Origin of the sequence: Dokdonia sp. (assembly GCF_039945015.1) — a bacterium.
GTDB lineage: Bacteria > Bacteroidota > Bacteroidia > Flavobacteriales > Flavobacteriaceae > Dokdonia.
In genome coordinates this window covers 245424-267957 of record NZ_JBDUXP010000030.1, presented here as the reverse complement: position 1 = coordinate 267957, position 22534 = coordinate 245424, and the positions used below count along the sequence as shown (strand labels likewise).

Sequence of the window (22534 nt, the reverse complement as noted above, 5' to 3'; positions counted from 1 at the left end):
ACGCTTTTGTAAAACGATCAATCTAGATATAAAATGATTTTTCTTTATTGTTGGTGGGGCAACTTTGCTATATATGCCTATATCATAATTCATTTTTTAAACATAATTTGTCCGCAATGCAGAGAATCAATCTGTGGAGACATTTTATAAAAAAGGTCTTGTCCTTTTAAAATAAGCTCTGCTCGATTGCCTCCTCTTTGTTGATTTTGTATGTCAGCTCTTGTTTGGTAAAAGATCGCTACAACATAAAAAAGACAATCCTCTTTAGAATTTATGGTCTTTTGAAACTTAGTTGGTTTCTCAAAAGACTCCAATTCTGTTACTCCATAGCTAAATAAATCTTGCTTCTCAAGAGTCATGGTGTCAGGAGGCAGAAATAATTTTACGAAGGTGTTGGGAGAATCAGGAATTCCAATTGAATCAGCAGAAAAATGAACGCTCAGTTCAAACTGATTTTCAGTTTCATTAATTACACGAGTAAAGAATACCAAGTAACTATAATTAAAATGTTTTTTTGTAGGCCCCGTATATGGTCCGCCTTTCGGGAAGCTGTTCTGTATTGTTATCCCATTATTCTCAGTCTCACTGTACCATTGTATGTCTGTTTTTTGTCCCTTAACAAAAGAACAAATCAATAAAAAGAACACTAGGGTTATGGTACACTTTATTGTTATGTTCATACGTTCCAAAATAACTTGTGACTAATGTGATTGTGTATGATTGATTACACAGTTAGACACCTAATTTAGTAAATCATTTTTTCTAATCATATACTTTTTTAAATTTCATACTGGTTTTTGCAAGCGATACAACGTCTCCATAATCTTATTTTAAATTAAAATAAAACCACAAAAAAAACCTGATCTGGATAAGATCAGGTTTTTTAGTACCGAAAGTGGGAATCGAACCCACACTCCAAAGGAACGCGAGTTTGAGTCGCGCGCGTCTACCAATTCCGCCATTTCGGCTAAGTGATCAGAGAATCTCTGATGCTTCTGAGTTGTTCTTTTCCAACTCCAGATTTCCAGTATTTTTCTCGTTTCCGAGCACTGGGTCTATCAAGACATGCTTCTTGATAAATTATTTTATAAGGAAGATACGGTTTGGTAGTTCGTTCTCTTCCTGTATTGTGTCTATGGAAACGTTCTTCTAGATTATTTGTCATTCCTACATAAATGTAGTTGTAGTATATACTAGATAGTGCATAAACATATATCATTTTTTCAATATTTCAATTACTACGATGATGAGTCGCAGCGCGCCTGCCTGTCGGCAGACAGGTCTACCAATTCCGCCCTACCTAACCTCGGTAGGCAGGCATTTCGGCTATAATGGATGGCAAAATTAAAGAATAATTTTATGCAAACAACATAAAACCCCGATTTTTCTAAGGCTAGACTTATTTTTATTACTATTTTTGCACCTCCTTTTTGAGAAAGGAACCATTAATCAATCTGTTTAACCGTTACCAAAAATGGCAGCTACAGTACCACAACCTAAAATATTTGCTTGTCAAAAAAGCAAAGTTCTTGCAGAAGCAATAGCAAAAGAATTCGGGCAACCGATAGGAAATGTTATTACATCTACATACAGTGATGGAGAATTCCAACCTTCGTTTGAAGAATCTGTACGTGGATCAAGAGTTTTTATAATAGGAAGTACCATGCCTAATAGTGATAACCTGATGGAAATGTTATTAATGCTAGATGCTGCAAAGCGAGCATCTGCTAGACATATTACAGCAGTGATCCCTTATTTTGGATGGGCACGTCAAGATCGTAAAGATAAACCTAGAGTACCTATTGCTGCAAAGCTAAAAGCAAATTTGCTTGAGACTGCAGGAGCCACTCGTATTATCACAATGGACTTACACGCAGATCAGATCCAAGGATTTTTTGAAAAACCTGTAGACCATTTATTTGCTTCGACGATATTCTTACCTTATTTACAAGAATTAGGATTAAACAACCTTACAATTGCTTCTCCAGATATGGGAGGTAGTAAGAGAGCATATGCATATAGTAAAGCAATGGAGAGTGATGTTGTTATTTGTTATAAGCAACGTGCAAAAGCAAATGTAATCTCTCATATGGAGCTTATAGGAAATGTAGAAGGACAGCATGTAGTTCTTGTAGATGATATGGTAGATACTGCGGGTACCTTAACAAAGGCAGCAGACCTGATGATGGAGAAAGGAGCATTAAGTGTACGAGCAATATGTACACACGCTATTTTAAGCGGAAATGCGTATGAAAAATTAGAAAATAGTCAACTTAAAGAATTAATCGTGACAGATTCAATTCCTAGAGAGCACAAGAGCGATAAAGTAAAAGTATTGACCTGTGCACCACTATTTGCAGATGTAATGCACCGTGTTCATAGTAACACAAGTATTGCGTCTAAGTTTGTTATGTAATTAATTAATACTTAATATATTTAAAATGAAGTCAATTTCGATCAAAGGATCTAAAAGAGAAAGCGTAGGCAAGAAAGCTAGTAAGGCCTTACGTAATGCTGGACAGGTACCTTGCGTAATCTACGGAGGGGATCAACCAATGCATTTCAACGCACCAGAATTAGCGTTTAAAAACTTGGTATACACACCAGATGCGCATACGGTAGAAATTAGTCTTGATGGAGCAACATACCGTGCTATCCTTCAAGATATCCAATTTCACCCAGTAACAGATCGTATCTTACACGTTGATTTTTATCAAATATTTGATGATAAAGAAGTAACGATGATCATTCCTGTACATTTTATAGGAAGTTCAAAAGGTGTACTTAATGGAGGTGTTCTTCGTAAGAACAACCGTAAATTAAGAATCAAAGCGTTGCCAGATAATCTTCCTGATTTTGTAGAGGCAGATATTACTGAGCTTAAGATAGGTAGCAAATTATATGTGACTGCTCTTGAGAACGAAGCATACAAATTTATGCATCCTGACAACACTGTAGTGTGTCAAGTAAGAACATCTCGTAATGCTGTAGATGAAGAAGAAGATGAAGAAGAAGAAGGAGAAACTGCTGAAGCACCAGCAGAAGCTGCTGCAGAATAAGTAGCAATTCATATCATATAAAAAAGCATCTTGAATTTTCAAGATGCTTTTTTTATTCCTTCAAAATTGGGAATCTTTCATTTTGGTATGAAACCTAGAAAGAAGCCCTAATTTAGAACAAGATGAGTCTTATGATTTTCAGAAAGAGAGAAAGATTTTTTAAAAACGTGCGTTAACTACATAACAATTCTTTAAAAGAAGCAGGCAGAAATGCTTTAGTTACTATGATATTTGCCAAGGCGTGATGCATTTAGTACTTTTATGTTTTAAACTAACAGAGAGCTATGTTTTCTTTTTTTAATCGCATTTTTAAGAAAAAAGAGAAGGAGACATCTGTTGAAGATCCTATGAAAAAATTTCTCATTGTAGGTTTGGGTAATATAGGTCCCAAATACACAAATACACGACATAATATTGGTTTTAAGGTGGTGGACGCTTTCGCGAAAGCAAACAATACCACATTTGAAACAGAAAAATTAGGCGATATCGCAAAGACGAAAGTCAAAGGGAAAACCGTGATTCTTCTAAAGCCAAATACGTATATGAATCTCAGCGGAAAAGCAGTGCGATACTGGTTACAGCAAGAGAAAATCCCTATAGAAAACCTACTGGTTATCACCGATGATTTGAATCTTGAATTTGGAACCATTCGTGTAAAAACCAAAGGAAGTGATGGAGGCCATAACGGGCTTAAGGATATCCAAGCGCAACTCAATACGACAAAATATAATCGTTTCCGATTTGGAATAAGCGATCAGTTTTCAAAAGGACGTCAAGTAGATTATGTACTTGGAGAATGGAGTAGTGAGGAAGAAGCGTCACTTACAGAACGATTAGAAAAAGGATGCGATGTGATTGCATCTTTTGCAGCAGCAGGAATATCAAATACGATGAATGCATATAACGGGAAATAAGGTTGAAGACACATTCTAGCGCACATACATTTACAAGTAAAAAAGAGACGGTAGTCACTATAGGAACTTTTGATGGTGTCCATGTTGGACACAAAAAGATAATTTCTAGACTTATAGAAAGTGCTCAAGCAAACGATTGGGAATCGGCAGTTCTTACTTTTTTCCCACACCCTCGTATGGTGTTGCAAAAAGATGCAGATATTAAGCTTATAAATACGATAGATGAGCGAGGCGCATTACTTGACACTTTAGGATTAGATCACTTGGTTGTACATCCTTTTACAGTAGATTTTTCTCGTATGCATGCAGAAGATTTTGTAGAAGAAATATTAGTAAATGCATTACAAGCCAAAAAAGTAATTATAGGATATGATCATCGTTTTGGTCGTAATCGCAACGCAGATATTGAAGATTTAAAACGTTTTGGAATACAGTTTGGTTTTGAAGTCGAAGAGATTTCAAAACAAGAATTAGAAGATGTTGCCATAAGCTCTACAAAAATTAGAAAGGCACTAAAAGAAGGGGATATTCAGAAAGCAAATAGATATCTAGGATACCCTATTATGCTTCAAGGAGATGTAATACACGGTAAAAAATTAGGAAAAACATTAGGATATCCTACAGCAAATCTTAAGATTTCTGAAGACTATAAGCTTATTCCTGGACAGGGAGTCTATGTAGTACAATCGGTAATTGATGGACGTTTAGTGTATGGAATGATGAATATTGGGACAAATCCAACAGTAGGAGGTCTGGATCAAACGATAGAAACTTATTTTCTTGATTTTGACGCAGACTTATATGGAAAGTACTTGTCTATAGAAGTCTTATGCCCCATTCGTGAAGAAAAGAATTTTGATTCTGTCGAGGTGCTTATAGAGGCAATGCAAGAAGATGAGGTTTTTTCTAGAAACTATATACAATCTATCCCTGATTAAAATATAAGAACACATGAAATTAAATAACGTCCTTTTCTCGCGTGTAGATAATAGTGCTTTGGTATTATTTAGAGCTTTTTTTGGGTTGTTAATTATGTTAGAAGCTTGGGGAGCTATTGCAACTGGATGGGTGCGACGCATTTTTGTAGATCCCGATTTTACATTTAATTTTATTGGATTTGATTTCTTACAAACCTTTCCTGGTACAGGACTACAGATGTATGTTTATTTTGTGATCATGGGCATCTTTGGGTATATGGTAATGGTAGGCTATAAATACAGATTTGCCATTATAGGATATGCTATAATGTGGAGTGCCGTGTACTTTATGCAAAAAACAGCCTATAATAATCACTATTATTTATTGATGTTATTGTTATGGATTATGGCTTTGCTACCAGCGCATACGTCCTTTTCTTTTGATGCAAAAAAGAATCCTGCGATCAGAGATCAAAGTATGCCAAGATGGGTGCCTATTCTTATTATAGCTCAATTATGGATTGTATATACCTATGCATCTATAGCAAAGATATATCCAGACTGGCTTGATGGTACAGCAACTAGGTTATTAATGCAAGGACGGAAAGAGTACTGGCTTATAGGCGATCTTTTACAATTGCCATGGGTTCCTTGGGTAGTGGCTTATGTTGGAATTCTTTTTGACGGACTTGTCATTCCAGCATTGCTTTGGAAAAAAACACGCAAATGGGCATTTGGAATTTCTATATTTTTTCATCTTTTTAATTCTATTGTATTTCAAATAGGAATCTTCCCGTATATGTCACTGGCATTTACACTGTTTTTCTTCCCTTCAGAAGTTATACATCGTATTTTTTTAAAAGGGAAAAAACAGGAGAAGACTCGACGTATTTTCTTATGTATTTCGCAAAAATCAAAATTATTTTTTTACCCATTAAAGGCAGTTAGTTATATAGTCTTAAGAGGAAAAACGCTGAAACCATATTACGACGGAAAACAAGAGATGCGGTTGCCTAAACTACGTACTGTAGGAATTATAGTTATAGGCGCTTATCTTATACTTCAAATAGCATTGCCTTCAAGACACCGATTTATTCAAGATGATGTATTATGGACAGAAGAAGGGCATAGGTTAAGTTGGCGTATGATGCTCCGTACCAAGGGAGGCGCTACGTACTTTACAGTGTTAGATAAAGCCACTCAGAAAAAAACAACCGTAAAGCTTCATGAGTATTTATCTAAAAGGCAGCTTCGTACCATACGTACAAAACCAGATGTTATATGGCAATTTGCGCAACGCCTTAAAAAAGAGTACGCAGAAAAAGGACAAGACGTTGCTGTATTTGCAAGTTGTCGTGTTAAAGTAAATGGAAGAAAACTACGTAGACTTATAGATCCGAAAGTAGACTTAACTACAGTTTCTTGGAATCCATGGGGGCATACAGAGTGGGTATTAGATAGTGAAGATTATCTAGATAAAGAATAGTTGTTTTTTATTTTAAGCTCTTTAAAAATCCATTTAAATCTTCATGGCTATAGGAAAGTTTTCCATCTACTAAGAAAACAGGAGTTAAAATCTCTTTTGTAACTCCTTCTGCACGTAAAAGTGACCACATCAAACGATTATTTTCATTATTACTAGAAACGTCTAAGAGCTTAAACTTAATATTATTGTCTAGTAAATAGGCAGTAGATCGCTGACATCTAGGGCAGTCAGATTTATCAAAAACAACAATACCCGTGTTTATTTTGGCAAGATCTTTAAGAACAGCTTCTTTTTTTTTCTGTGCAATATCTTGCAATTCTTTTTTTGTCTTTTTTGATTTTTTATAAGATGTAGAGTAGCTATAAGAATAAGAACCTTTAATAGATAATGAAGCAAAAACTAAATTGGTTTCTGGTGCTACTTTTTTTGTGATAGGTCTTGTGTATCCAGCGAGTCCTTTCTTTTTAGTGAGTGTTAATGTAACATCATAACTCGTTTTGCTATTATTGGTACATATAAACACTAATTTATTATTTTCTTCAGACGCTTTGAATGTAATCGGTTTGGATTGTGAGAATACAGACACGCTTATAAAGAGAAAAAAGAATAATACAGCTTTCATTACAAATAGGTTAGAGTACTCTCTAAATGTATGTAAAACTTTTGATTATGTGGTAATGGCCTCTTTTTTATATTCATGAATTACTGTTAGAGGTATAAATAGATTAAAATGACATAAAATAATTTATGTAAAATAAATTAGAATGTTCATTTACAAAAAAGACCCCCTTAGTTCTCAGTTATTCCTTAAATTTGCCATCTTAAAATATACCTATCATGCTAGAAGTAGCTCAAATAAGAGAACACAAAGAGGCTTTTGCAAAAGCACTCCAAAAAAGAAATTTAGATGTAGCCACTGCATTACTAGATCAAGTACTTGCTACAGATGATACACGTCGTTCAACACAATCAAAACTAGATGAAATACTAGCAGATAGTAATAAATTTTCTAAGGAGATAGGAATCCTTTTTAAGAATGGAGAAGCTCAAAAAGCAAACTTGCTTAAGGAGAAAACAGCAGGATTAAAAGATCAGTCTAAAGTATTGCAAGAACAGTTAAATACTGTTAGCGAAGAGCTAAAACAGTTATTGTATACAATTCCTAATATTCCTCATGAGAGTGTTCCAGAAGGAAACTCAGATGAAGATAATGAAGAAATATTCCGTAAAGGCGATGTTCCAACATTACATGAAGGAGCACAGCCGCATTGGGAGCTTGCAAAGAAATATGATATTATAGATTTTGAACTAGGTACTAAAATTACAGGAGCTGGTTTTCCTGTTTATAAAGGAAAAGGAGCTCGATTACAACGTGCGTTGATCAGCTATTTTTTAGATAAAAATACAGGAGCCGGATATACAGAATATCAAGTGCCACATCTTGTAAATGAAGCTTCTGGATATGGAACAGGACAGTTGCCAGATAAAGAAGGACAAATGTATCATGCGACTGCAGATGATCTATACCTTATTCCTACGGCAGAAGTTCCTGTAACAAATATGTTTAGAGGGGATATGATCAGTGCAAGTGATTTGCCTATTATGTGTACAGGATATACGCCTTGTTTCCGTCGTGAAGCAGGATCTTATGGAGCACATGTACGCGGATTAAATAGATTACACCAATTTGATAAAGTAGAGATTGTACGTATTGAGCATCCAGATAACTCAGCAGCAGCCTTAGATGGTATGGTAGATCACATAAAAACAATACTAGACGAACTTGAGTTACCCTACCGTGTATTGAGATTATGTGGAGGTGATTTAGGATTTACAGCACATCTTACTTATGATTTTGAAGTGTTTTCTACAGCACAAGATCGATGGTTAGAGATTAGTTCTGTATCAAACTTTCAAACTTTTCAAGCGAATCGTTTAAAGCTTCGTATTAAGGATAAAGAGGGTAAAAAAATGCTGGCACATACTCTTAATGGAAGCGCACTAGCATTACCACGTGTACTTGCTGGTATTCTTGAAAATTGCCAAACTCCAGAAGGTATTAAAATCCCTAAAGCACTTGTGCCTTATTGCGGATTTGAAATGATAAATTAAAAATTTTTACAAAATAATGTTAAAAGTCCCTTCTCCCTTTGGGGGAAGGGATTTAGGGTTGGGGGCTTTTCTGTATCTTTAGAGCATGAAGAAGAGATTTATATGTATGCTGATACTTGTTTTTGGTATATGCGCTTTCGCGAAAGCGCAAACCGAACAACTTGCTCGTAATTATTTTGACCAAGGGCAACTTGAGAAGGCAGCTATTTCATATCAAAAAGCACTAAAAGCACAACCTAATAACAGTGTATTACTTGTTGGTCTTGTAAAAACATACCAGCAATTAGAAAAATATGACCTTGTCAAAGAACTTATAGAAGGAAGAATAGAGCAATCAAGACACAAAGGATTGTTACTTGTTGAGTTAGGGTATAACCATCAATTACAGGAACAAGACTCATTAGCAACTACAAAGTACGCAGAAGCCATACAACTTGTAAAAGATCGTATGACAAGTCCGTATCGCGTAGGTAAAGCACTTCAAGACCATAACCTTTTGGAAGAAGCAGTGATGGCTTATGAGTTTGGAATGATAGCAAATCCCAACAGCAATTTTAATAGACAACTTGCACGTATTTATGGAGAATTAGGCGAGATAGAAAAGATGTTTAATAGCTATCTTAATTTGGCAAATCAGAACCAAGCATATGTCGCTTCTGCTCAACGTAATTTTGCACTCTTCGTAACAGATGACCCTACAAATGACGCTAATGTTATTTTTAGAAAACTACTTCTCAAACGCCTTCAAAGTGAGCAAAACATTATTTATAATGAATTGCTAAGCTGGCTCTTTATCCAACAAAAACAATATAAAAAAGCCTTTATTCAAGAAAAGGCAATCTATAAACGTACCGATGGTAATATTAATGGCGTTATAGATCTTGCTGAAATTACAATAGAAGCAAATGCACTAGACGAAGCAGAGGAAATTCTAGAATATATTAAGGAAGTTGTTGTAGATGATGAAACAAAACTAGAGGCAGAAAAGCAACTATTGCAAATAGCTATTAAAAAGGCAACAACTACCACAGAGGAAGAAACTATCAGAAAACGCTATGAAGCATTGCTTGAACAATATGGAATTAATAGCCTAACAGTAGCCATTCAGATAGATTATGCGCATTTTTTAGCTTTTGATGTTGGAACGGCTGGAGAGGCAGCAACCTTTTTAAAACAAAGTGTAAAGAAGCCATTAAACCGCTTTAATGATGCAAGGATTAAAATGGAGCTTGCAGATATTCTTGTGCTAGAAGAAAAGTTTAATCAAGCACTTATTTACTATTCTCAGATTCAGAATAAAATTAAAAACAGTGTGATCTCACAAGAAGCTCGTTTTAAAGTAGCAAGAACAAGTTATTATAAAACAGATTTTTCTTGGGCAGAAGCGCAGCTCAATGTTTTAAAATCTAGTGCGACACAACTTATAGCAAATGATGCTTTAGAGTTATTACTGATGATACGAGATAATTCTCAGGAAGATACATTACAAACGGCTCTCAAAAAATATGCAAAAGCAGATCTACTGAGTTATCAAAACAAATCAGAACAAGCTATAAAATTGTATGATGAGATTCTAGAGCAACATAAAGGCGAGAGCATAGAAGATGAAGCCTTACTTGCACAATCACTATTGTATGAGGAGAAGTCCGCTTTCGCGAAAGCAGAAAAAAATTACATCACCATTATAGACTTTTATAAAGACGGTATTCTCGCAGATGATGCCTATTATCGATTAGCAAAACTCTACGAAGGCCCTTTACAACAACCAGAAAAAGCTAAGAATAACTACGAACGTATTATCTTTGATTTTGCAGATAGCATTTTCTATGTCGAAGCTCAAAAACGATTTAGAGCACTTCGAGGAGATGCAATTAATTAAGTATACAATTTCTTTAATTTACCTATGATTATATACAATGTCACTATAAATATAGAAACCTCTATAGAACAAGAATGGCTTGCTTGGATGCAACAAGAGCATATTCCAGATATGATTGCAACGGGTAAATTTGTAAAAGCCTTGATGACCAAAGTTCTTATAGAAGAAGATATGGGAGGGGTTACGTATTCGGTACAGTATGGCTGCCCTAGTAAAGAACACCTGCAATCTTATTATGATGAAGATGCCGAACGATTACGAGGAGAGAGCAATCGATTTGCAGGAAAATTTGTAGCTTTTAGAACAGAACTGGAAGTAATAAGCCAGCATTGATGGGTAGAAAAAATTCAAATTCAAAGTCGAAAACAAAGAGGAAATTCGATAAACCACACTCAAAATCTAATCATGGTGATCAAGGAGTTACAGCAAAAAAACACCTAGGACAACATTTTTTGGGAGATGAAGATGTGGCAAAACAAATAGGAGATACTCTTACACTAGAAGGCTATTCTAAAGTCCTAGAAATAGGACCAGGAACAGGCGTGTTAACTAAGTATATTCTAGAGAAACCTATTGATCTTATTGCTATGGATCTCGATAGAGAATCTATTGCATATTTAAATAGTTCTTTTAAGTTAGAGCAAAAAATAAGTAGTCCTGATAAGTTTCAAGTACTAGAAGCCGATTTTTTAAAGTACCCTTTAGATGATCTTTTTTCTGAAACTCCTTTTGCAATTACAGGAAACTTCCCTTATAATATCTCTACGCAGATTGTATTTAAAACCATAGAAAATAAAGAACGTATCCCTGAATTTACAGGGATGTTTCAAAAAGAAGTGGCACAACGTATCTGTGCTTTACACGGGAGTAAAACCTATGGTATTATGTCGGTGCTCGTACAAGCATTTTATGAAGCCGAATACCTGTTTACAGTACCTCCAACTGTTTTTATCCCTCCACCTAAGGTAGATAGTGGGGTTCTTAGATTACGTCGTAAAGAAAACTTTCAAGAGATAGGTTGTGATGAGAAACAGTTATTTAAAGTGGTAAAAATGGCGTTTCAACAACGTCGTAAAACATTGCGTAATAGTTTAAAAGGGATGGGGTTAAGTGATCGCTTTCGCGAAAGCGAAATTCTTAATAAACGCCCTGAACAACTATCTGTTCATGATTTCATAACACTAACAAGTGATATTGCATCGGATATAGAATAGTGTTTCCTTATATTTGTGGCTTCTTAAATCAGAAATAGTACCAAGGAAAAGTATGGCATTTGAAATCTCAGACATACTATTAGAAGATCTTAAAAATCATATCAAAGATGGTAATGATACCACTTTGCTAGCTCTTTTTGAAGATATGCACCATGCCGATGTTGCAGAGATTCTCGATGAGGTAAACTGGGATGAAGCGGTATATCTTTTGCGCTTACTAGATAGTGAGACAACTTCTGAAGCACTCATGGAACTCGATGAGGATGTAAGAGAGCGATTACTAGATAGTCTTACTCCTAAGGAAATTGCAGAAGAGATTGAGGAGATGGATACCGATGATGCGGTAGATGCCATTGCAGAGCTGGATGAAGAAATTCAAGAAGCTGTTATTGAGCAAATCGAGGATGAAGAGCATAAAGCCGATATCCGTGAGATGCTTCAATATGATGAAGATTCTGCAGGAGGTCTTATGGCAAAAGAGCTTATTAGAGTAAAAGAAACTTGGACTGTTGCTGGTTGTGTAAGAGAAATGCGCCGTCAAGCCGAAGAGGTAACACGTGTACATTCTATTTATGTGGTCACCAAGGAGGATGTACTTATAGGCCGCCTCTCTCTTAAAGACTTATTGACTTCTGATACAAAAACAAAAATTTCAGAAATTTATATTCCAAAAGTAGATTCCGTTCATGTAAATGATGAAGGGGAAGATGTGGCAAATTTGATGCAAAAATATGATTTGGAAGCTATTCCTGTTGTAGATGATGAACATAAGCTTTTGGGGCGTATCACCATAGATGATATTGTAGATTTTATACGTGATGAAGCGAAGGAAGATTATCAACTTGCAGCGGGTATTATACAAGAGGTAGAGGCAGATGATAGCATTATAGAACTTACTAGAGCAAGATTGCCTTGGCTGTTTTTAGGGTTATTAGGAGGTGTAGGTGCTGCTGCCATTATGGGAGGCTTTGAAAAAGTGCTTGAAGAACATTATATATTGTTATTATTTACACCGCTTATTGCTGCCATGGCAGGAAACGTAGGAGTACAGTCTAGTGCTATTATTGTACAAGGACTTGCAAACGATGATGTAAAAGGAAGCATTGCAAATAGATTACTTAAAGAAATGCTTTTGGCTATGCTTAATGGCTTAGCGTTATCTATTGTGCTTTTCTTTTTTGTTTGGGGTTGGAAAGATGCTATTGATTATGCATTGTCTATTTCTATCTCTCTTTTTGTAGTAATTATAGTTGCAGGAATTATAGGAACTTTTATCCCTTTATTTTTGGACAAAAGAGGGATTGATCCAGCGATTGCTACAGGGCCTTTTATTACAACTAGCAATGATATTTTTGGAATTTTGATCTATCTCTGGATAGCAAAATTAATTCTAGGTATTTAATGTCTAATTCATTTGAATATACACTTATTGTTCCTTCATCTGCTATAGATGTTATGGGACATGTAAACAACGTTGTATATCTAGATTGGGTACAAACTGCCGCTTCAAAACACTGGAATCAAGCTACAGCAACTTATTTTAAAGATGAAGATCCCCAAGAAGAACGTATTGGGATTAAGAAGATGGCATGGGTGGTACTAGATCATCATATTTCATATAAAGCAGCAGCATTAGAAGGCGAAGAGCTAATTGTGTGCACTTTTGTAGAAAAAATGTCTGGTGTACGCTCTGAGCGTCATACAACGATTACTCGAAAGAAAGATCAAAAACTATTGGTTACTGCTGTGACAAATTGGTGTTTACTTAAAATGCCAGAGGCAAAACCAATGCGTATCCCCGAAGAGATACACATATTGTTTTAACCATTTTCTGTTACTTTAATAAAGCATCTATTTTTGATTCTATAGTATAATCAGAAGGTCTGGTTGCATCTGCATTTACAATATTACCTTCTGGATCTATGATAATAAATCTAGGAATAGCGTTAATCGCATATGCATCTATAAATGCAGAACTAAATGCATTATCAGACATAAGTTGCGTGCCACCAAGTTCTTTTTTGGTTACCATATTTCTCCACTTTGTATAATCATCTTTAGTATCTACAGAGATGCTCACAAATTCTATGTTTTCTCCTTCATATTTGTGTTCTAATTCTTTTAGATATGGAATTTCTCCAATGCAAGGTCCGCACCAAGTAGCCCATACATCTATATATACATATTTTCCTTTCAGGTCATTTAAAGTGGTTTCTCCACCTTTAAAATTCTCATAATTAAATGTAGGCGAAGGTTGCCCTTTGGTCAGTGTTTTTATCTTGTCATAACGAGTTATGATACTTTCTTTTGTTTTTTCTTTTGAAGATAGTGCAAGTAATCTATCCTTCATTGTATGTACATCACCTTCACTAGGGCTATATAAGAATAGCATATTACCGATGCCATAATCTTTAATAGTAGGGCTTTTATAAGTGTCTAATTCGTTTACTATTTGCTCTAGATATGGTGTGACAGAATCCTTTTTTTCTTCAATGGTGTTCATAATATCAGACATCACTAAATCTCTGTAAACCTTGTATTGTCTTGCATCTTCTTCACTGTCCTTATTTAAAGCAGTATATTCTGATAGAAATTCTTCAGGAACAACATCTTCTCCTTCTGCTAGGTATTTTTGATATCCAGCATAATTAACTTTTAAATCCATTTGACTTAATGCAATTGCTTTTTTCTCTATCTTTTTAAAAGATTCTGAAGAAGGGATAGCTTCAAGACTTGTATGTTGGTCCTTTGCAAGTGTTGTAATTGCGCTTAAAAACGTTTCAGGTTCTTGACCAAAAAACAGTTCAAAATCACCTGTTAGTTCTTGCTGTTTCTTTTCTTTTGTTGCCAAATAGTTCTGAATAGAAGAACTTTCTCCAGAAAAGATCGCTGGCGTATCTGGAGACGCTACATCTGCCGAAAACACCACGTGGTCTCCTTTTGATAAAAAGAAATTTAAACCCATATAACCAGCTCTTAAACTTGCATAACCATCTTCAGATAAATATATAGTATCCGTAAATGTTCCGTCAGAAGCAATGTCTAATGTGCTCGAAGACCCAGAGCTATTATAGAATCGAGCTTTTTCATCACCTATGTTTTGTAAGGTTCCACTTAAGATGGCGTAGTCTATTTCTTTTTCGACTTCTTTTTCTTTTTTATCGCAGGATGTAATGCATAATGCAAATGCAGCTAGTAGTAAGATGTTTGTTTTCATAGGATTTAAAGAATTATAGGATTTGAAATCTAGTTCAATGTATCAATTTTATATTAATTACTTAATTATGTAACGGGAATTTCTGTTTAAATATCAATATCTTAGTATAAAAAAGAATACATTGCTTATGAAGTCTATTAATGTTAAAGAAAAGTTCTCCAAGTTTGATAAACAGTGGCACCCTCATCAAATCGCTGTTGTAGATGATATGCAAGTGATTCTTGCTAAAATATCTGGTGAGTTTGTATGGCATAGTCATAAGAATGAAGATGAACTTTTTTATGTACAAAGGGGCGTATTAGAAATGCGCTTTCGCGAAAGCGGAAACCCTGAAAAAGAATGGTCAGAAATTGTACACGAAGGAGAGATTATTGTCGTTCCTAAAGGCGTTGAACATTGCCCTACGACTAAAGAAGGAGAAGAAGTACATCTCTTGCTTTTTGAAAAACAAAATACTGCCCATACAGGAGAAGTTCAGCATGCAAAAACACAAACAGAATACCCTAAAATATAAAGGTTTTACTGTTTAATAATCCATAGCCTCTTTACGAGATTTGATATGTAATTTTCCGTAGATATTACTTACGTGAGACTTTACGGTGCTTACGCCTATGTTATGTTGTTCTGATATTTCTTTATTAGAAAATCCAGATTTTATAAGATCAAATATTTTACGTTCTTGAACGCTTAATTTTTGAAGTTTTTTTGAAGCTTTATGGTTCTTTTTTAAGTGCCATTTGGTTACGTAAATTCCCATTAAGAAAAAGAAAATTCCTAATAGACTGTAGATCCATAAAGGAGAGATTTCTTTTTGAATAGGAAGTTCTTTACGAAATATAGTAAAGTATGCAGAATCTTCTTTCTTCCATTTTTTCAAATATGCTTTATAAAAATCAGGACGTTCTATAGCATGTTGCCTATAATTACTTCTATATAATGCATATAAAGAGGGGAGTGGCTCTGAAAGGGTATCTGCTAGATTGCGTAATTTTTCATGAACACCTGTAGCAATAAATTCTCTTTTTAATTGAGACCCTGCATGCTGTGTGCTATCTACATAACTAGCAATAAGATCTACTTGTTTTAACCAGCCAGTTGCTGGAGAATGTAATACAGCGACCTTACTAAAAGGGAATTGATCAGAATATCCTTGAAGAGAAACGCCTTTGGTTTTGCTTGCAATAACAAAAAAATGATTCTCTTCTGGACCACCAATAATAAGGGACGCTACGGGAGTTCCTTTTTTAGAAAAATGAATACGATATAGTTGTTCTCTTTCTGGAAAATAATTTGTTGAAAACTCAAAATCCCCATTACTATCTATAGATGTTTCTGCAATGATCATATCTTTTGAGATGGTGTACATCTCGTTAAATGTTGGAATATGAGAAAGGTATGCTTTAGACTCCCATAGGGTTGTGTCCAAAACAAAGTTTCCTTTTATTGCAGAAACTTCCTGCGCATTTTGACTTATTGCTACAAAAGAGATAAGACAGAAGCTATATAGATAAGATAAAAAGGTGAAAGCTAATTTCATAAAGAAGAATTGCTGGATGTTATTTTACCTTTGTGTTTATTGAAATATCTGCTGAGACTTTTTCTGATATAAATTTAATTGTCCACGTTCCTTCTAGAGGGCTTCTGTATCTTTTATTGATAACACCTCCAACCGTTTCTGACCAACCAGATTTATCATTGCTATGACCACTTCCTTTTACTGAGAAGTTTCCTCTTTTAGCTCCTTTTGGGTCATAGATTTCGACATTAAGAGTCCCAGATTTAAGGTTACAATTTATGGATAATAAAAACTCTGGAGAACCGGAACTTATTTCTATAGGAATTGATTTTGAACCTGAATTATCAGAAAGTGTGATAGATCGAGTTAAAGAAAAATCTGTTTCCTCAGAGCTAAAAAGTGATGTAACCGTAACTTTAGGAGTAAACAAAATACTGTCTATAACAGTTCCTTTTTCATATGTGAATATATTCTCTTTTGAATTAGGTGTTTCAAAATAGAACGTATCTGCTATAATTGCTTTTCCTGAAGTTTTTTTATTTTTTTTTTGAGCAAAAGATTGCTGACTAGCAGTGAAACAAAAGAGAAGAATGAATAACTGTACGATTGCTTTTTTCATGATGAGAATTTTAAGAATTTGTATGATACAAATCTATGTTCATCAATTGATGAACCCTAAAAATTAAGGTTTGAAAAAGGTACTAAAAAAGGTTTAGAAAAGTCTTACATGCTGCTATTCTTATCTTTGTAGTCGTTTTTTGTTAGAAATTAGAATTATTAAAAGAGTGCGATTCTTTAAATAGCTTACTTCTCAAGTATTGGAATTTTTATGGAAGTGAAGATTCCTTTCGGTTTTTTATTTACAAATTCAAAACTAAAATCTTCTTGATATAATGTTTCAAGACGCGCAAGTGTATTTGTTAATCCTGTGCCATAGGTAATAGATGAGGTGTCTAGAGAAGCACCGTTATTTGTTATCTCTATACAAAGCATTTTTTTTTCTTTTTTTATAACGACATTGATTTTTAAGAAATCGTGTGCATAGGAATACCCATGTTTAATAGCATTCTCAACAATAGGTTGTATAAGTAATGGTGGAACCATACAAGTAGCGATGTTTTCTGAAAATTGTATGTCAAATTCAAGCTTTTCTTGGTAACGTATTTTTTCTAATGTGAGATATTTTTTTAATAGCGCAGTTTCTTGTTGAATAGTAATAAATTTTGTGTTTTTTAAATGTAGTGTTTGTCGTAACATATCACTTAAATCGGCAATTACATCTTGGGCATGTTCTGGGTGTATATCTACTAATGAGGAAATGTCATTAAGAGCATTAAACAGGAAATGAGGCTGTAGTTGTGATTGTAACACACTCATTTTGACATCTGATAATTGTGCTTTTAAAATAGACTCTTGTATTTTATAATCTTTCTGTTTTTTAAAGAAGTTATATGCATATACAATCGCTATTACAGAGAAATATAAAAAGAAGTTATAATCTGTTCCTAGAATTGCTCTGGTATAAATATAATTCCAGGTGATAATATCATCTGTGCCTAAAAACCAATTAGATATGAGCATTTGTGAATAGATAGAATAAAAAGTCAACCCTATTGCAAACAACGCATGTATAGCAAGTCCTATCCAATTTTTTATTCCTTTAGTATATAAGTACTGAACAATGTAAATACCTAATAGAATAAAAATAAACTTTGAGACATAACGCATCACTAGATTTATAAAGAGCCCTCCCCAACTATAACTAGCATATGCAACTCCTATTCCTTTTCCTATAAAACTACCAAAGCCAGAAATTAAAAAAGCGACTCCAAAGAATAGAAGGACATATTTTAATAGCGTTTTGTCTATCTTATTTTGAGATTGAATACTCATTTTATACCCATACGTTTTAAGAATTCATATCTGTATTTTTTTGAAAGTACAAAAGAGACCTTGTCATTCATGATAACACTATAATCTCCTATGCCTTCACTTATAACTTCTTGAATAAAGGATTTATGTACAATAACCGATCTATTTACTCTAAAAAACATAGTAGGATCTAACTTAGCTATTAGATCTGTCATAGAAATCCTATGCACGTGTCGCTCATCTGTTTTTGTGTAAATCTCTGCATAATAACTAGCAGATTTTATATATTTAATATCACTTACTTGTAGGAAGTAATATTTCTTTTTAGACTTTAATACAAGGGTGTCTATATGATTTTTAGATTCTAGATGATCAATATCTTGCATAGACTCAATTAACCTTGAAACTTTATGTTGAAAGATAGTATGTTGCTCTAATTTAAGTTGTTTTAATCCACGATCAAGCGCTTCATAAAAGCGATCTTTTTTATAAGGTTTTAATAAAAAATCAATAGCCTGTACTTCAAAAGCTTGTACTGCAAAGACATCAAATGCAGTGACAAAAATGATGATAGGAATTTTTTCTTCAGGGAGTTGTTTTAGTAGCTCAAAACCATTCATATCAGTCATTTTTATATCTAAAAAAACAAGATCTATTTTCTGGTTATTGATATAAGTAAGTGCTTCTTTTCCGCTTGAAGCTTCTGTAAAAGAACAGTCTATATTGCTTTCAGACAAAAACTTAACAATGCGTTTGCGAGCCAATGCTTCATCATCTGCAATTAAAATATCGATATGTTTTGATTCTTGATGCATGCGTGTATAGTAAGTGGGCAATTAAAGATACTATGTTTTAAAATAGTAGATTTTGATGTGAAGTAACTATTTTTTGATATAAAGACGCTATTGTATGCTATTAAATAATGCATACAGATTGTAGATAGGTATTCAACTTCATATCAAAAAATAATGCCTTCATATCTTTTTCTTCAATGCGAAGGTTTGTTTAAGCAATATTTACACTCATTATTTAGCTTATAAACCTTTTAGATATGAGACGATTATACCAGACGATTACATGTATTTTTATGAGTATGCTTGCGCAAGCACAATCTTTTGAAGAAGTTTCTTTACCAGGAATTACAGATGTTCCTACCGCTTCTAGAAGTGCCAATTTTATTGATGTGAACGGAGATGGATGGGACGATATTTTTATTACAAATGGCCCCTTTTCAGGACAGAATAATATGCTTTTTCTAAATGATCAAGACAATACATTTACTACGGTTACTGGAGAAGCCATTGTACAAGATAATGACCGAAGCGACGGCGCTAGTTTTGCAGATGCAGATAATGATGGAGATGTAGATGCTTTTGTAGTGACTTTTGGAGCAAATGGACAAGGGAAAAAGAATTATTTCTACCGTAATAATGGAGACGGGTCATTTATGTATGAGCCTAACATTGCCATGGGAATCCCTCTCACGTATTCAGAAATGGCAAATTGGATAGATATAAATAATGATCAAAATCTAGACCTTTATGTAACCAACAGTGTTGGGAACTTAAAAAACATGTATTTCGAAAACCAAGGTGATATGTCATTTGAGCAAGTAACAAACCTCATTATTACAGATGAAGTTCGTCCATCTCGATCTATAAACTGGGTAGACTATGATCAAGATGGAGATAATGACTTATTTGTTACTAACGAAGGAAATAGTAGAAATGCATTATACCGGAATGATGGAGCTAATGGTTTTACACAAATCTTTAACCTTGTTATTGTAGATCAAATAAGATCATCTGCTGGGAGTTCTTGGGGAGACATAGATAATGATGGTGATTTTGATTTATTTGTAGCAAACTATGGAAATAACGGACAGTCCAACCAACTCTTTATTAATAATAATGGCTCTTTTACAGAAGATACAACATCTATTATAGGAACTCCAATAACCAACTCTTTTGGTTCTTCTTTTGGAGATTTGGATAATGATGGAGATCTTGACTTAATTGTTTGTAACTCCTTCTTAGCTGGGCAGAATACTAATTTTATATATATAAATGATGGTTCTGGTAATTTTACCCTAGATACAACTAGTAGCCTTGCAACGCATCAAGGATGGACGTTTGGTTGTGCTTTTGGAGATTATGATAATAATGGTTGGTTAGATGTTTTACTGGCCAATACTATAAATGAAAACGAGACAAACTCATTATATAGAAATACAGGATCAGGTAATAACTGGACAAAAATAAACCTAGAAGGAGTAGCGTCAAACACATCTGCTGTAGGTGCAGAGATATCATTAACAAGTACTATAAATGGGCAAGAAATAACCCAAACTCGCCATGTATCTGCCGCTAGTGGATACTGTAGTCAGAACTCATATAGTGTTCATTTTGGATTAGGGAATAGTACGATTATAGATAAGATTAGTATAGAATGGCCATCAGGACTTTCTGAATTTTATACAGATGTCTCTATAAATACGATTAATAATTACTTAGAAGGAGAAGGAACCCTTAGTATAGATGAAGTGACTAGCACAGCACTTTTTGTATACCCTAATCCAGTAGAAGACACCTTGCATATTATAGGATTAGAAATACCAGATATACTACAGAATCTACGTGTTGAAATGTATACAATTGATGGAAGATTAATTCATGAAGAAATAATGTCTAATGATCTTCAAACCCCAATTGATGTTTCAGAATTAGCATCTGGAACTTACATTTATACCATTATAAGAGAGAATAAACAAATGCATTCTGGGCAATTTATAAAACGATAATTTGAGATAAATAAAGAGATTGAGAAAGTAGTCTCTATTACTTGGTAAAACCAATGCGTATATTTGAACGAAATTTCACTCAAGTATGCGCATTCTTCATCTAGATCAAAATCATCCTTTGCTTATAGAACAACTAGCTATTGCTGGGTATACAAATGAAGAAAACTATACCATCTCAAAAGAGGACACAGAAAAAATTATTTCAGAATATGATGGGATTGTCATTAGGAGCCGATTTAAGATTGACAAGCAATTTATAGACGCTACGCATCATTTAAAGTTTATCGCTAGAGTAGGCGCTGGATTAGAAAGTATAGATATTCCTTATGCAGAAAACAAAGGAATTCACCTTATAAGTGCTCCGGAGGGTAATCGCAATGCGGTAGGAGAGCACGCATTAGGAATGATTCTTTCCCTTTTTAATAAGCTCAATCTAGCAGATACAGAAGTAAAAGCAGGTCATTGGAATCGAGAATCTAATCGTGGTCTTGAACTTGAAGGGAAAACAGTAGGGATTATTGGGTATGGAAATATGGGAAAAGCCTTTGCAAAAAAACTACAAGGATTTGACTGTGATGTCTTATGTTATGATATTCTAGAAAACGTAGGAGATGCAAATGCCCGTCAAGTCTCGTTAGAAGAATTACAAGAAAAGACAGATGTATTGAGTTTACATACTCCTTGGACACCACAAACAGACAAGATGGTAGATGAAGGGTTTATTAACGCTTTCGCGAAAGCGTTCTACATCATAAACACTGCAAGAGGGAAAAGTGTCGTTACGGCAGCGCTTGTCAAGGCATTACAAACTCAAAAAATCTTAGGCGCAGGACTGGATGTGTTAGAATATGAAAAATCATCTTTTGAAACGCTCTTTACATCAAAAGAAGAAATGCCAGCTCCGTTACAATATCTTATCTCCTCAGAAAAAGTACTTCTTACACCGCATATTGCTGGTTGGACTGTCGAGAGCAAACGTAAACTAGCACAAACCATCGTAGATAAAATCCTCGTTAAGTTTTAGTAACTTTAAAATCGATGAAGAAAACGATTCTTATTTTCGGTGTACTAGCATTGGCAATATTAGCACTTCTCCAATTAAGCAAGTATGCTTTAATAACCGGAGATCTTAAAATAGAACTTGTTATAGGAGGAATTGCGATCTTTTTTTTTGTAATTGGAGTGTTTATTCAAAAACGATTACGCAATGATGAGGTTTCTTCTCAGGAAATTGATCAAAAACAAATAGATGCTATTGGGCTTAGTAAACGAGAATATGAAGTCTTGTTAGAGATGGCATCGGGATATAGTAATAAAGAAATTGCAGCACATCTCTTTGTCTCAGAAAGTACTATAAAAACACATGTGTCTAATGTTTTTTTAAAGCTAGACTCAAAACGACGTACACAAGCAATACAACGCGCAAAAGAGTTACATATCCTTCCTTTTTAAAGAGATTGGTACAGAAGTAGGATAGATTTGGTACTTTAGTATGAGTTCATTTTTAGAGCATCTAGCTACTTTTGATAAAAATATTAAATCATCTAT

23 protein-coding genes and 1 tRNA gene are annotated in these 22534 nt (G+C 34.3%); 15 read left to right on the top strand and 9 right to left on the bottom strand.

Annotated elements, in window-relative coordinates; genetic code table 11:
• Positions 1-89: 89 nt before the first annotated feature.
• From ABJD27_RS20990 to ABJD27_RS20980, 3 genes are all read right to left on the bottom strand, one after another.
• Positions 90-680, bottom strand: coding sequence for a hypothetical protein (locus ABJD27_RS20990; RefSeq protein WP_348164143.1), 591 nt, complete (start codon positions 678-680; stop codon positions 90-92).
• Positions 681-887: 207 nt separating this feature from the next.
• Positions 888-968: transfer RNA gene (locus tag ABJD27_RS20985), tRNA-Leu, on the bottom strand.
• On the bottom strand, positions 968-1165 hold the full coding sequence (locus tag ABJD27_RS20980; protein WP_348164140.1) for a GIY-YIG nuclease family protein: 198 nt from the start codon (positions 1163-1165) through the stop codon (positions 968-970). Before ABJD27_RS20980 ends, ABJD27_RS20985 begins: the two co-directional genes overlap by 1 nt.
• 309 nt (positions 1166-1474) lie before the next feature.
• Here ABJD27_RS20980 and ABJD27_RS20975 point away from each other — a divergent pair, with 309 nt between their 5' ends.
• From ABJD27_RS20975 to ABJD27_RS20955, 5 genes are all read left to right on the top strand, one after another.
• Positions 1475-2416, top strand: a complete 942-nt coding sequence (locus ABJD27_RS20975; RefSeq protein WP_348164137.1) for a ribose-phosphate pyrophosphokinase — start codon at positions 1475-1477, stop codon at positions 2414-2416.
• Between the two features lie 25 nt (positions 2417-2441).
• Positions 2442-3059 (top strand): 50S ribosomal protein L25/general stress protein Ctc, encoded by a 618-nt coding sequence (locus ABJD27_RS20970; RefSeq protein WP_348164134.1) that lies wholly within the window; start codon positions 2442-2444, stop codon positions 3057-3059.
• A 284-nt stretch (positions 3060-3343) separates the two neighbouring features.
• Complete coding sequence (gene pth, locus ABJD27_RS20965) at positions 3344-3973, top strand: aminoacyl-tRNA hydrolase (protein WP_348164131.1); 630 nt, start codon at positions 3344-3346, stop codon at positions 3971-3973.
• A gap of 2 nt (positions 3974-3975) precedes the next feature.
• Positions 3976-4911: a bifunctional riboflavin kinase/FAD synthetase gene (locus ABJD27_RS20960; RefSeq protein ID WP_348164128.1), complete on the top strand. Its 936-nt coding sequence runs from the start codon at positions 3976-3978 to the stop codon at positions 4909-4911.
• Between the two features lie 13 nt (positions 4912-4924).
• Positions 4925-6376, top strand: a complete 1452-nt coding sequence (locus ABJD27_RS20955) for an HTTM domain-containing protein (RefSeq protein WP_348164125.1) — start codon at positions 4925-4927, stop codon at positions 6374-6376.
• Between the two features lie 7 nt (positions 6377-6383).
• On the opposite strand, the gene traF is transcribed toward ABJD27_RS20955, so the two are convergent.
• Positions 6384-6998 (bottom strand): conjugal transfer protein TraF, encoded by a 615-nt coding sequence (gene traF / locus ABJD27_RS20950; protein WP_348164122.1) that lies wholly within the window; start codon positions 6996-6998, stop codon positions 6384-6386.
• A gap of 215 nt (positions 6999-7213) precedes the next feature.
• Here traF and serS point away from each other — a divergent pair, with 215 nt between their 5' ends.
• From serS to ABJD27_RS20920, 6 genes are all read left to right on the top strand, one after another.
• Positions 7214-8488 carry a serine--tRNA ligase gene (gene serS, locus ABJD27_RS20945; protein WP_348164119.1) on the top strand — a complete coding sequence of 425 codons (1275 nt, stop codon included), beginning with the start codon at positions 7214-7216 and terminating at the stop codon, positions 8486-8488.
• A 106-nt stretch (positions 8489-8594) separates the two neighbouring features.
• Complete coding sequence (locus tag ABJD27_RS20940; protein WP_348164116.1) at positions 8595-10367, top strand: hypothetical protein; 1773 nt, start codon at positions 8595-8597, stop codon at positions 10365-10367.
• Between the two features lie 24 nt (positions 10368-10391).
• Positions 10392-10700 carry a DUF4286 family protein gene (locus ABJD27_RS20935; RefSeq protein ID WP_348164113.1) on the top strand — a complete coding sequence of 103 codons (309 nt, stop codon included), beginning with the start codon at positions 10392-10394 and terminating at the stop codon, positions 10698-10700.
• Entirely contained in the window at positions 10700-11581 is an 882-nt protein-coding gene (gene rsmA, locus ABJD27_RS20930) for a 16S rRNA (adenine(1518)-N(6)/adenine(1519)-N(6))-dimethyltransferase RsmA (RefSeq protein ID WP_348164110.1), read from the top strand. The genes ABJD27_RS20935 and rsmA overlap by 1 nt, the downstream gene beginning before the upstream one ends.
• 52 nt (positions 11582-11633) lie before the next feature.
• Positions 11634-12983: a magnesium transporter gene (gene mgtE, locus ABJD27_RS20925; RefSeq protein WP_348164107.1), complete on the top strand. Its 1350-nt coding sequence runs from the start codon at positions 11634-11636 to the stop codon at positions 12981-12983.
• Positions 12983-13405 carry a thioesterase family protein gene (locus tag ABJD27_RS20920; protein WP_348164104.1) on the top strand — a complete coding sequence of 141 codons (423 nt, stop codon included), beginning with the start codon at positions 12983-12985 and terminating at the stop codon, positions 13403-13405. The genes mgtE and ABJD27_RS20920 overlap by 1 nt, the downstream gene beginning before the upstream one ends.
• Positions 13406-13415: 10 nt before the next feature.
• Here ABJD27_RS20920 and ABJD27_RS20915 read toward each other — a convergent pair whose 3' ends face one another.
• Positions 13416-14798 (bottom strand): TlpA disulfide reductase family protein, encoded by a 1383-nt coding sequence (locus ABJD27_RS20915; RefSeq protein ID WP_348164101.1) that lies wholly within the window; start codon positions 14796-14798, stop codon positions 13416-13418.
• 127 nt (positions 14799-14925) lie between these two features.
• On the opposite strand from ABJD27_RS20915, the gene ABJD27_RS20910 reads away from it, so the two are divergent.
• On the top strand, positions 14926-15312 hold the full coding sequence (locus ABJD27_RS20910; protein ID WP_348164099.1) for a cupin domain-containing protein: 387 nt from the start codon (positions 14926-14928) through the stop codon (positions 15310-15312).
• Positions 15313-15324: 12 nt separating this feature from the next.
• Here the strand turns inward: ABJD27_RS20910 and ABJD27_RS20905 are convergent, their stop codons facing one another.
• The 4 genes from ABJD27_RS20905 to ABJD27_RS20890 form a co-directional block, all read right to left on the bottom strand.
• The gene (locus ABJD27_RS20905; RefSeq protein ID WP_348164096.1) at positions 15325-16335 is read right to left on the bottom strand and encodes a LuxR C-terminal-related transcriptional regulator; all 1011 of its coding nucleotides are present in this window, start codon (positions 16333-16335) and stop codon (positions 15325-15327) included.
• A 19-nt stretch (positions 16336-16354) separates the two neighbouring features.
• Positions 16355-16933 carry a hypothetical protein gene (locus ABJD27_RS20900; protein WP_348164093.1) on the bottom strand — a complete coding sequence of 193 codons (579 nt, stop codon included), beginning with the start codon at positions 16931-16933 and terminating at the stop codon, positions 16355-16357.
• Between the two features lie 185 nt (positions 16934-17118).
• Entirely contained in the window at positions 17119-18207 is a 1089-nt protein-coding gene (locus ABJD27_RS20895) for a histidine kinase (RefSeq protein ID WP_348164090.1), read from the bottom strand.
• Positions 18204-19001 carry a LytTR family DNA-binding domain-containing protein gene (locus tag ABJD27_RS20890; RefSeq protein WP_348164087.1) on the bottom strand — a complete coding sequence of 266 codons (798 nt, stop codon included), beginning with the start codon at positions 18999-19001 and terminating at the stop codon, positions 18204-18206. The genes ABJD27_RS20895 and ABJD27_RS20890 overlap by 4 nt, the downstream gene beginning before the upstream one ends.
• Positions 19002-19237: 236 nt before the next feature.
• On the opposite strand from ABJD27_RS20890, the gene ABJD27_RS20885 reads away from it, so the two are divergent.
• The 3 genes from ABJD27_RS20885 (at position 19238) to ABJD27_RS20875 (ending at position 22438) form a co-directional block, all read left to right on the top strand.
• Positions 19238-20986, top strand: a complete 1749-nt coding sequence (locus ABJD27_RS20885; RefSeq protein WP_348164084.1) for an FG-GAP-like repeat-containing protein — start codon at positions 19238-19240, stop codon at positions 20984-20986.
• Positions 20987-21071: 85 nt separating this feature from the next.
• Positions 21072-22010, top strand: coding sequence for a 2-hydroxyacid dehydrogenase (locus ABJD27_RS20880; RefSeq protein ID WP_348164081.1), 939 nt, complete (start codon positions 21072-21074; stop codon positions 22008-22010).
• A 14-nt stretch (positions 22011-22024) separates the two neighbouring features.
• Entirely contained in the window at positions 22025-22438 is a 414-nt protein-coding gene (locus tag ABJD27_RS20875) for a response regulator transcription factor (protein ID WP_348164078.1), read from the top strand.
• The last annotated feature ends 96 nt before the right edge of the window (positions 22439-22534 follow it).